This is a genomic window from Caballeronia sp. (assembly GCF_028292365.1).
Lineage (GTDB): Bacteria > Pseudomonadota > Gammaproteobacteria > Burkholderiales > Burkholderiaceae > Caballeronia.
In genome coordinates this window covers 1-10,827 of the sequence record NZ_JAQGMM010000165.1, presented here as the reverse complement: position 1 = coordinate 10,827, position 10,827 = coordinate 1, and the positions used below count along the sequence as shown (strand labels likewise).

Sequence of the window (10,827 nt, the reverse complement as noted above, 5' to 3'; positions counted from 1 at the left end):
ATAAAGCAGAATTTATGCGCTTCCTCGTGCAGACGGACGGCCAGCTTCACGTCGCCGCCCGCGCCAATAGTCACTTGCGGGCGCAGGACGACGTCGGTGAAGTGGCCACTTCCTTGCGCCGATTCTTCCATCGTGCCAACCGGGTCATCCACGTAACCGGTCACCACGATCCCATTCACGGCGCAAAGGTGCAGGTACCAGAGCATGTGGCACGACGACAGCGACGCGACAAACAATTCCTCCGGATTGTGGCGCGTGGCGGTGCCGCGAAATGCCGGATCGCTTGATGCCTCGATGGCCGGTTTGTTCGCTGCACGTACCAAGTGATCGCGGGAGTACGCGTCGTAGCTTGAGGTGCCGGAGCCCTGATCGCCCGTCCAGACAACCTGCAGCGTGTATTTGTGGTGTTTGGTCATCGGTTCAACACTCCTTGTAGAGATGCGCCGCTGCGCCGATCAGATCGGGCAAGCGTGTCAGGAATTGCTCACCATCGTTGCGGCCCAGGTCATATGCAGGCCGCATCAGCGACGGACTCGTGTAATCCCATGCCGAAATGGGCACCTTGCGGGACGGCTGCACATAAACGCGACGCTGATCGCGGTTCGGACCGTGCTCCACGACAAACATCTGCGGTCGCGGATACACGCGCGTCACCATCACGAGAACCAGTCCCGGCGATGCATCCAGCGCGCCGACCGGCACATTGTCGACCATGCCGCCGTCGAGCACCGGCCGGCCGTGCCGGCGCATGACCGGCGTGAACGGCGGCGTACACGACGATTGCAGGATCAGGTCGGCGAGGTCATCGACCGTCGCGCAATCTTGCGCCTTCACGAATTCCGGATGGAACCCGAGAGACTGACCGAGCGTGGGATGCAGCTTTTTACGCACGTACTTCTCGATGTTATAGGCGATCAGCCCCGCGGCCACCGCGCTGCGAGCACCTAGCCAACGCGGCAAATGCGAAACGCCGATGCGAATTTCCGGCGCATTTTGCAGCGATGAAAACTCCGCGCGGTAGATATCGAGTAGTGCTTGCCGGTAGATCCGATAGTGCGGAAATACCGATTCGCCACGCAGCAAATTACCCCAGTACGCGTTCTTTGGATTGTCTCGCAGTGCATGCGCGTAGTAGTCCATCACCCATTCGGAGCGGTTCATGTACAGCATGCAGGCCGTTGCCGCGCCGGCCGAGATGCTGGTGATCACGCGCGGGCGCAGCTTGAGTTCCGGCTGGACGACGTCCCAGAAACCGGCTTGCCACCAGCAGCGGTTGCCGCCGCCGGCGAATACGACTTGATCGAACATAGGTTTTTTATGTGAGAAGCATGACCGTGGTGGTCGCGTGAGCGACGAGTGCGCCGGTTTCGTCGTGAAGTTCGATTTCGCCGAAGACCAGGTTGCGGCCGCGGCGCAGGATGTTGGCCGTAACCAGGACATCACCGGTTTTCACCGGGCGTAGGAAGCTTGTTGTGAGGGAGACGGTGGTCATCGGCTGGAAACCGCCCAGCACGTGCGCGATGGCGACGATCATGGCGGTATCGGCGGCCGCCATGAAAACCTGGCCGCAGATCACGCCGCCCACGTGGCGAAGTTTGTCCGCATGCGGCAAGCGCAGGGTGACGCTGGTATCGGTGGAGCTTTCCGGCGTCAGGCTCAGGTCCTGGATCCATGGCGCGAAGGTGGTGTCGAGCAAAACGCGGATGGCGGATTTGTCCATGGGTTTGGGTTTATTGATGGTGGTCTCGTGGCTGTTCTTGTGACTGCTTTCGGGCGCTTGTACCGTCTGCAGCAAGAGTGTCCGTCATGATAACGGCTCGTGACAATTGCTCGAAGCGCGGCTTTTTGGGATGAGCGATGAGCGCCTGAGCCATGTGTCGTGCGGCTTTCAGGCGTCTGCGAGACGGTATTTTCAGGTTTTGCGTTGCGGACAGTTGCGCAATCGGCGAAAACGTCGCTATAATTCGGATTCAGTTTTTCGGGGCGTTAGCTCAGCTGGTAGAGCAGCGGACTCTTAATCCGTAGGTCGACAGTTCGAATCTGTCACGCCCCACCAAGAAATTTCCTTAAGAATCAAGAAATTACGCCGCTTCTTCAAGCGGCGTTTTTTCTTTCTGATCCCCCAAGATTGACCAAAACTTGACCGTGCCAGCGTGTTGGGCCAAGTGGCTGGGGGCGAGGTGGGCGTACTTTTGCACCATCTCGATGGTCTCCCATCCCCCCAACTCCTTGAGCACCATCAACGGCGTGCCACGCTGAACGTGCCAGCTTGCCCACGTATGACGCAGGTCGTGCCAGTGAAAGTCCTCCATTCCGGCAACTTGGCAGGCTCGCTCGAAGTCCCGCGTATCGATCTGTTTGATACGTGTGTCCAAACCCTCGCCGCGCGTAAACACGAGGCGGCGCGCCGTCTTCAGCCGACGCTCGATAACACTGGTGGCGTCTTCGTTGAGTGGCACCGGGCGCGCCCGTTTGGACTTTGCTCCCTCGTGTGTAATCCAGGCATTGCGTTGCGCCAAATCCACTTGGGCTGGAGTCAACCCGAACAACTCTCCTTCGCGCATGCCCGTGGCAACCGCCACAATCGCCGCATCACGCATCCACTCCAGCCGTAGCGCCAGGATGAGTGCCGTGATGACCTCAGGCGGCTCCCAGCGCACACGCACATCAGGTTCGTGGTAGCGCGGGAGCTTCGGTACGCGGTCGATCCACTCCCACTCCTCGCACAGATTCAGCATCCGTTTGATGGTGGAAACGTACCGATTGCGCGTACTGCCAGTAAGCGGTTCAGTTGGTTTTCCCTTGACGATCTGATGCGTGGGCAACGCATCAATAATGTCGTCTGCTGTTAAAGAGCGAACCGGCCGGTCCGAGAACCTCTCGCGCCAGTACGCGATATGCCGCAGCTTGGTGGCATAGTCGCGCTGGCCCTCGCACTCGTGCAGGAATCTAACAGCGGCCTCCTCGAAAGTTCGATCGGGTAAGTCGCCAAGTTTGTGCTGTCGCCACAGCTCGGCTTTCAGGCGGTCGTGGTATTCCTGCGCCGCCTTCCGGTCCGTAGTTTCAGCAGAGCGTCTAATTCTCTGACCGCTTGGTGAGCGGATGTCGAGGTGCCAGATACCGGATTTTTTATCTTTGCGGATGGGCATTTCATTTCTCCACCGACCCGCAGCGGTAGCCGAGGTCTATTGTCTTGGGTTTCGCAAAGCTCAGCAAGCCGGGAAGGCAGGACCCGCCATACGCGCGAGCCGGGCAACCGGAAGCCAATGCGGTGGCGCACGGCGAACACCGTGCTGTAGGAGAGCTGGAAGCGCTCGGCGACCTGCCGCAGCGTGAGGGCACGTTCATCGTCCATGACGGCTCTCCACCAGCGGCGGCGTGCGATAGTGCTCTGGGTCGTTCAGCCACTTGATCACGTCGGCCGAACGCCAGAGGGTGCAGCGTGGGCCGAACCTTACGGGGCGCGGGAAACGCCCGGCCTGCTCCAATGTCAGAACGGTTTGTCGGGACAGGCGAACGTGTGGACGCAGATCAACGAAACGCAGCAGGTATCCCGGCGCGAGCGGCGCGGCCGGCCAAGGGATGGAAGTTTTCCGGGCCATCAGACTGCCTCCAGATAACAGGCAGCCTCTTCAGGATCAACAGTGGAAACACGCCGCGAGCGCGGCAAGAGGCGAGGAAATCCGCGCAACGCTCAGGCGTGCACGGACTCCGGTGGAACAAGACGAAATGTCGTGAGATTGACATCTGTCAGACCAAGCCGGATGCGCAGGCAGGCTCGAAGACGGTTCAGAATGAGCGCCAGCATGGCGACCATTACCCGGATACGTTGCTCAACGATGTCGCGGACCGACAACATGAACGTGCTGAGCATTGCGAGCCACGCGTTGATGCGACTACCCTGAAGCAGGCTCGCTGATCGGGCCTGCTCCCATCGCATCTGCCCGGACAGACCGTAGAAAAGCACGACCCACGCGATCATGCCGATGAAGCATTCCAGCATGGGAGTTGACTGAGCCCGGAAGCTGAACAGCAGCGTAAAAATAGCCAGCGCCACAAATGGCCCGAATACCACAGCAGGAGCTAAGCGATTCTCACGTGCCGCCCTGTCTATCTGCAGGCGAAATCCCTCGCAGCACATGCGGATGGCATGTACCAGACTTACAACTGCATCGCTGTTCTGGCAGCGCAGTTGCAATTCAAGGGAATAGGGGAACGCGCTCATAGTAAAAAGACCTTATGTCTGAACATACAAAAAATCAAGTTCACGCCAAGCTATCGCTCCGGCCCATCAGGTGACGGCTCTGATCTTGGCCCAGCCATATGGGGTCCGTCAGTGGTGCGTCGCGGCGACATGGCAGCAAGGACTTGGTGTGCTGTATCCGCTTGTGTCCGCTGTTGTTGTAAGTGAATCAATTGCAGCCGCCTGACCTCCAGCGCCTCGTCGCCAAAGGTAAGGTCCAAGCGCTGCGTGACGACCAGTTCGGCTGTCCGCTCTCGGAAATCCTCACTGCCGGTCACGTCGATGCGCGGCCCGAATTTCTGGCGCGCAAGCAGCAGGCCCGCCAACATGGTGTCCCACTGTGCAGCATTTGACTCGAACACCACGGCCCAGCCCTCGTCGGTAAACTGCCGCGCGCTCCGGCGCAGATAGTCCACATTGCCGGTCACCGTGTCGACCCTCCAGGTCCAGTTCTCCATCACCTGTGCCCGCTTCGGCGGCAAGGGATCCGTGTTATCCCCGAACATGCCAGTGATCCGGTTGCGGCGCTCCGGTTCCTGGGCCGGCTTCCGCCTGCGACGATCGGCATAGGCCCAGCCCCTCAGTTGGGCAATCGCAGCCTCGTCTCCCTGACGCGCCATCATCTCGACCCATTCACGCCAGGTTTGCGGTCGCATGAAGGCTTTACGTTCAGCCCATTGCTGTTCGCGCAGGGCTTCGAGTTCACGCGCCCGCTCGAAGGCCGATACCGAATACGCCGCCTTGCGTTCGGCCGATGCCATGCCACTGCTGCGAATACGTTCGCGCGCGTGCCGGTGCCGCTCTAGCAATGTTCGGTATTCGTTCTGGTGCCGGGTGCGCACCTGTTGCCGTGCTGCATCGAGTTCGCGCCTCGCACGCGCATGGTCGCCCTCATACCGTGCGCGTAGTGCAGCGCGCATCCGGGCGCGCGCTTCGCGACGGGTTGTGCGCACCTTGTCGATTTCCCGTTCCACATAGCTGCGCTCGGCGCTGGATACCCGGATGATGCGCATCGGCTCAACCCAAGGGCCAAGACGTTTTTCCAGCCTACCCCGGCCAAGCTGTTCATGCACGCTGCTGGCCTTCACAGGCGTCAGGTCATCCCGGCCCTTCACGTAGACTGCCAGCCCCTGTCCCTTTATGCGCAGCTCCAATCCGTGTCGGGCCAGCGTTTCATGAACGTCCTGCCAGGTGGCCGAAGGCTTTTCCAGCACAGTTAACACATTGCGTCGAGGTTCTCCATCGGCGTAAGTCGCCAGACTTTCGACACCCGTGAACGCTTCCATGTCGCGCGCCCGGGCCGGCCGCGACTTCTGATCTCTCCCGTGCGCGCGATTGCGCTCGATGGCCCGCTGGCCATCGCGTTCAACGATGGCATAAGGCCCGTGGTCGTGCTCCCAGCCGTGGCGTAGTTCCAACTCGCGCATGCACCGATCCAGCTTCAGATAGCTCAGACCCGGATGCACCGCGCGCCCCGTTTCCAGGTTCACGCGGTTTACGACAACGTGCAGATGCACATTGTCCGTGTCGCGGTGGATGGCGAATATGTACTGGTGCCCGTCGGAGGACATGCCCAGAGCATCGAGTGCAGCGTAGCCGGCCTCGAACACCTGAGCTTTGTCCGGTTGCTCCTTCTCGCGCCACGAAATCACGAAGTGAAATACCGGGTCGCGCACACGCGCACTGCGATCCGCCACGGCGTGCATCTCCGCATACGCGGTGTCCAGCGACAGACAGTTCGTGATCGTCTCGATGTCGTGCGCATGCCCGTCGTCGGCTCGCGTCACGTATTCGATCAGCGACCGAAAATTGCTTCGTCCGTCGCTGCGTTTTTTCGGGACCTTAGCCAGCATCATCGACTCGCCGGATTGCATCAATCACGGCCCGCTGGGCGACTTCAATTTGTCGCATCAGCGCGGCACGCTCACCGGCCGAAAGGAAATCCTCGCCACGCAGGTGCTTGATCAGCCCGCCGATTCGGCGCTGCTCGTTGCCCACGATCGTCAGCGCGTCCAGCACGCGGCTCGTGGTGGCGCTGCGCGTCTTGCGGCCTAGCGCGCAGGCGCGGAAGTAGGCTGAGAGTGTCAAGCCGCAATCACTTGCCTTCTGCATGATGGCGGCGTGCTCGTCGCCCGTCATGCGCACGCCCATGACAATGGTGCGTTGCCTGTTCTCCGTGCCAGTGGTCATGTGATGCCTCCTCTGAAGCTGATGCGCGTCCTTGGCGCGCGGTGTGCGGGGTCTCGGGGCAGCGCCCTGAGCAAGGGGGTAGCCAAGCAAAACGAGCGACAAGCGAGTGGCTGCCTGGTGGTGGGCAACAGCGCGCATGTCGCGCGGTTGCACAACCCTCACCCTGCCCCCACGGTTAATGACCGCCTTCGCGGACGTCAAATGCTTCGGCACGAACACCGCACAGCCATCGCCTGTACTGGCGCAGTGGGTTCGGGCATGACGCGTATCGCGCGGCCATCGGCAGAGCAGACAGCAACGCAACTCGGGCGTAAGGCCAGTGTGCATGGCGAACCAGCGTGCGTAAGCAAAAACTTTGAAAGCGGAAATTCCATGTCTAGACAACGGCGAACAACCTCGCATCAAGCTGCGTGCATCCGTAACGAAAAGCACTCAAGCCTGTTACAGGTGCGCGGCAACTCCTGTGTACGGTTGAGCCATACCCGAATGGAAACGACCTCGACAGGAACGCACGATGACCACGAAACGGCAACGGCCTTCGCCCGATCAGTGGGCGAGACTCGACACAGCACTGGAAGGGTTGCGTGAACGCACACCACCCGGCACGGCGCCACCGCTGTCACGGGAGATCACCCAACGCGCCGACGCCCTGCGCGCGGCGCTGGAATCGGGTTGGCGCATCCGCGATCTCGCGGCGTTCTTTAGGGAGGCCGCAGGTATTGACGTGTCGCCCAGCACGATTCAGACGGCGCTACGGCAGGCGCTGATCGACACCAACCCAGGTGCCAAGCGTCCGCGCGCGAAGCGGCCGCGCAACCGAAGCACGGCCGGTAAGGAGTCTGCTCCGAAGAACGCACAGGCAACAAACGAGGCGGAAGCTGGCATCCCGCGTCCACCAGAAAAACCCATTGCCGCAATGGAAGTAAAGGCGGATGCACCACGCTCCCGGTTAATCACGCCACTGGGTTCAACGTTGACCCAGGGCGCAACGAAACGAGGACAGCGATGAAACGATTCGTGATGGTCTGCGGTGACAAAGGCGGAACGGGTAAAAGCCTCATGGCAAGGGCATTGGCCGACCGGCTCCGGCGCGAGCAACGCGATGTGTTGGTGATCGACGGCGACGGAGAAATCGGCAATCTGTACCAGTTCTATGCGCAGATCGATGAACAGGGCGAGCCGGTTCCCGACCAGATCGAGAACGGCGTCGTGCCGATCCGCTTCACCGGCCCGGAACGGGAACGCGACCAGCTACTCGCGGCCGTCGATCTCGGCCGTCCGTTGATCGTCGCAGACATGCCAGCGGCATCGCTCACGCAACTGAAACAGTTCGATAGCGATACCGGGTTCTTTGCGGAAATAGTGCATCACGGCTACCGGCCAACACTCGTCAACGTCCTGTCGCCGTTCAGCGCCAGTACCCGAATGGTGCGCGAGATGATCGAAATGGCCGGGAAACAAGCCGATTACGTGGTGGCGATCAATCAGTGGTTTGGCGATCGCGAAGATTTTTTCATGTGGTATGGCAACGCGAACAATGCTCCGAATCCCGGCAAAGCCATGCTGCAGGAATTCGGCGGGATCGAAATCGCGTTGCCGAAGCTCCAGGAGGGCGTCCTCGTCGCCATCGACGATCTGATGCTGACGTTTTCGGATGCACGCGAGGATACCCGGCTCACGACACCGCAGCGATCGCGTCTGCACCGCTGGATGCGGGCAGTCGATGCGGAGCTCGATGAGATAGCCGAGTACCTGGGGCTGACAGGAAGCAGAGAATGAGCCGGGAGGCATTCGACATGCTGCTCGCACGGCTCGCCAGCGAGGACCGGGAACGCATTCGCGAAATGGCGATGGCCTATGGGCTGACTTTCGACGATCCGTCCTGGGTACCGTTTGCGATCACACAGGTAACCCTGGATGAACTGAAGGCTCAGGTCGAGGATGCGGCCGATGAAATAAAAAAAGCGGCCGATCTCGCCTTGCGCAAGATCGGCAATAGCGCCCGGGTGGTCAGCAATCAGGCCCATACCGTCATTGAAGCGCAGTCCAAAGCTGTTCAGGAATTGCGGGCAACGATACTGGACATCGAACGGGAATCAGCCATCGAGTACCGGACGCTGCTGTCCGAACTGTCAGTCCAACAGATCGGACAGCTTGTCGAAACAAGCGCGAATGGCATCGTGCAGGATATGACGCGGCAACTGACAGGAAAAGACGGGCTGCTCGCACGTAGCGCGATTGAGCACGCCGCAGCGCTAGAACAGGCTCAAAAGCGATTCGTGGCGTCCGCCGATGCGGCAGTGGCTAAGGTGGAGGACGCAGCCAGAAAGACCGCTGCGTCGACACGCCGCAGCGTGCACCACACGGTGTTTTTGGCGATGGGCACCATCGTGGTCTATGCAATCGTGATGTTCGGGTTGATGGCTTTCCGGAGTGGTCACCAGCCAGCCGCCGATGATCACACGTCGGGAACATGCAGCGCCGCACAGCGCCCTGCCCGTCCTCCGGCATGATGACGGTCACCTGATCGACGCCCAGGATCAGTCGGCCCGCGAGCGGTCGCTTGCTGGCCGAGATGGAATGGACACCGCCCTCCCTCACGCCCTGAGATGGTGCGCCAAAATTTTGAGCGGAAAGTTGTTGCTCCAGCCGGGTCGATATACCCCGAGCGGGCCGGTCGAACGATCTCCTCCGTTATCAAAGAGTCGCATGGTGCGCGACAACTATGATGTCGCGCGGCGGACTTCCTGATTGTCGCGCACCACTCGGCTAAAATGGCAGGGTGCTCGCTCTCGCATCAACCAGCGGAAATCATCCCATGACCAGGACAAATCCCAGGTCCATCAGCATTGCTCCCGACCATAACAAGTCTCCTCTGTCGAAGGGGCAAAAGGCGTTCAACACGCTGATCAAGCAGATCGAAAAACGGCGCGCCCGGCTGAGTGCCTGGGAGGCTGCAATGCCTGCTTTTCACCGAAAATACCTAAGCGAGTTTGCTCCCCTTGAGCAAACTTCCGTCGACTTGCGGATCAAGCTCGTACATCGCCTGGACCAGGTGTACGGTCAGAAGGGGCTGACCAAATCCGACCAACGCACGATTGCAGACCTGATCAGCGACCTGGCAGGCGAGCTGGTCGCGCAGGACGATGATCCGGAGCTTAAAACGATTTACAACCGGTACAGCGAATCTGACTTTGACAGTGAAGCCGCCGCCGAGCTGGACGACATGAAATCGGCGCTTGAGGCGATGCTCGGGGTCGAGCTGGGCGACGACGTTGATATGAGTTCTCCCGAGGATGTACTGCAGCGTGCCCATGCGCAAATGGAACAGATGCAGGCACAAGATGCACTCGAAAACCAGGCTCGGGAAGCGCGCCGCGCCAAACGGAAAAAGACGCCTAGGCAACTCGCAGCAGAGGCACGAGAACAAGTTGAGCAAGCCGAACTGAGCTTATCTATCCGCGAGGTCTATCGCAAACTGGCCAGCGCCTTGCATCCGGACCGCGAGACCGATCCGCAGGAACGTGAGCGCAAGACCACCTTGATGCAGAGGGTCAATCAGGCGTATAGCAAAAATAGCCTGTTGCAATTGCTTGAGTTGCAGTTGGAGTTAGAACACATTGACCAGAGCGTCATCAACAACATCGGCGAAGACCGATTGAAACACTACAACAAGATTCTGAAGGAACAGGTCGGTGAACTCGACCACGAAATCCTGCACGTCGAGAACGGATTCAAGCACAGCTACGGAATTCCGCCCTTCATCGAGGTGTCGCCCGGCACCATCATGCGCAATCTTGCCGCTGATATCTTCTCGCTGCAGGAGAGCCTCCACGCCCTTGAACATGACCTGCTCGTATTCGACGACGTCAAGCAACTGAAGGGCTGGCTAAAGTCCGTGAAACGGTCATTAGCCACGCCGCGTTTCGACGATATGCAGTTCTAGGGGAGCGCCGCCCTTCATGCTTCTTCCGTAGTGTGGAGAAAACACCGCTTAGTGCGGCTGCAAAGCCGATGAAAGATAGTTGATGAAAGTTCAATACGGAGAAGAAGTGGCGAATCACTCTGGCCCCGAGTCATGCGGCATGCATCGCGAGGTACATGTCGAAGCGTTGACAGGGGAAACCGACAGGCCAGCCATTGAGCCGCGAAATATTTCTTCTGGGATGCCGACGCTGTTAAGCGAAGCGGAAGGCAACACGGAGCACGACGATAATCGCAAGTCGTGCGCTGATCCTGCGCGGTCGGAGACCCTGAGCATGTCGGGAAGTCTTTCATACGGAAGCAGCGAGATCTCATCGGTGTCCGGCGTCGTGTGGCCGGACAGGGCTGGGAAGGTCCATGACCGTAATCCAGCCATTGACGCCGATGAGAAGTCGGATATGCCCATACTA

General features: G+C 59.9%; 12 protein-coding genes, 1 tRNA gene and 1 pseudogene. 6 read left to right on the top strand and 8 right to left on the bottom strand.

Going from position 1 to position 10,827, the window contains the following annotated elements:
• From JWR14_RS10185 to JWR14_RS10175, 3 genes are all read right to left on the bottom strand, one after another.
• Positions 1–416, bottom strand: a 416-nt coding sequence (locus JWR14_RS10185; RefSeq protein WP_299705374.1) for an OsmC family protein, incomplete at its 3' end; no start/stop codon positions are given.
• A gap of 4 nt (positions 417–420) precedes the next feature.
• Positions 421–1,308, bottom strand: coding sequence for a patatin-like phospholipase family protein (locus JWR14_RS10180; protein ID WP_299705373.1), 888 nt, complete (start codon positions 1,306–1,308; stop codon positions 421–423).
• 7 nt (positions 1,309–1,315) lie between these two features.
• Entirely contained in the window at positions 1,316–1,720 is a 405-nt protein-coding gene (locus JWR14_RS10175; RefSeq protein WP_299705376.1) for a PaaI family thioesterase, read from the bottom strand.
• A 260-nt stretch (positions 1,721–1,980) separates the two neighbouring features.
• Here JWR14_RS10175 and JWR14_RS10170 point away from each other — a divergent pair.
• Positions 1,981–2,056 (top strand) — tRNA-Lys (locus tag JWR14_RS10170).
• A 25-nt stretch (positions 2,057–2,081) separates the two neighbouring features.
• On the opposite strand, the gene JWR14_RS10165 is transcribed toward JWR14_RS10170, so the two are convergent.
• The 5 genes from JWR14_RS10165 to JWR14_RS10145 all read right to left on the bottom strand — a co-directional run bounded on the left by JWR14_RS10165 (position 2,082) and on the right by JWR14_RS10145 (position 6,433).
• A complete protein-coding gene (locus JWR14_RS10165; protein WP_299705372.1) occupies positions 2,082–3,149 on the bottom strand; it encodes a site-specific integrase in 1,068 nt (355 codons plus the stop codon).
• Between the two features lie 195 nt (positions 3,150–3,344).
• Positions 3,345–3,602 (bottom strand): AlpA family phage regulatory protein, encoded by a 258-nt coding sequence (locus tag JWR14_RS10160; RefSeq protein ID WP_299705371.1) that lies wholly within the window; start codon positions 3,600–3,602, stop codon positions 3,345–3,347.
• A 92-nt stretch (positions 3,603–3,694) separates the two neighbouring features.
• Entirely contained in the window at positions 3,695–4,225 is a 531-nt protein-coding gene (locus tag JWR14_RS10155) for a hypothetical protein (protein ID WP_299705369.1), read from the bottom strand.
• A gap of 50 nt (positions 4,226–4,275) precedes the next feature.
• Complete coding sequence (gene traI / locus JWR14_RS10150; protein WP_299705367.1) at positions 4,276–6,099, bottom strand: TraI/MobA(P) family conjugative relaxase; 1,824 nt, start codon at positions 6,097–6,099, stop codon at positions 4,276–4,278.
• Complete coding sequence (locus JWR14_RS10145; RefSeq protein WP_299705365.1) at positions 6,086–6,433, bottom strand: mobilization protein; 348 nt, start codon at positions 6,431–6,433, stop codon at positions 6,086–6,088. Before JWR14_RS10145 ends, traI begins: the two co-directional genes overlap by 14 nt.
• A gap of 514 nt (positions 6,434–6,947) precedes the next feature.
• On the opposite strand from JWR14_RS10145, the gene JWR14_RS10140 reads away from it, so the two are divergent.
• The 5 genes and pseudogenes from JWR14_RS10140 to JWR14_RS10120 all read left to right on the top strand — a co-directional run.
• Positions 6,948–7,442 carry a helix-turn-helix domain-containing protein gene (locus tag JWR14_RS10140; RefSeq protein WP_299705363.1) on the top strand — a complete coding sequence of 165 codons (495 nt, stop codon included), beginning with the start codon at positions 6,948–6,950 and terminating at the stop codon, positions 7,440–7,442.
• Complete coding sequence (locus tag JWR14_RS10135; protein ID WP_299705361.1) at positions 7,439–8,212, top strand: cobalamin biosynthesis protein CobQ; 774 nt, start codon at positions 7,439–7,441, stop codon at positions 8,210–8,212. The genes JWR14_RS10140 and JWR14_RS10135 overlap by 4 nt, the downstream gene beginning before the upstream one ends.
• A complete protein-coding gene (locus tag JWR14_RS10130) occupies positions 8,209–8,946 on the top strand; it encodes a hypothetical protein (RefSeq protein WP_299705359.1) in 738 nt (245 codons plus the stop codon). The genes JWR14_RS10135 and JWR14_RS10130 overlap by 4 nt, the downstream gene beginning before the upstream one ends.
• A 305-nt stretch (positions 8,947–9,251) precedes the next feature.
• The gene (locus tag JWR14_RS10125) at positions 9,252–10,379 is read left to right on the top strand and encodes a J domain-containing protein (protein ID WP_299705357.1); all 1,128 of its coding nucleotides are present in this window, start codon (positions 9,252–9,254) and stop codon (positions 10,377–10,379) included.
• 79 nt (positions 10,380–10,458) lie between these two features.
• Positions 10,459–10,827 (top strand): annotated as a pseudogene (locus tag JWR14_RS10120) (group II intron reverse transcriptase/maturase); the annotation flags it as partial.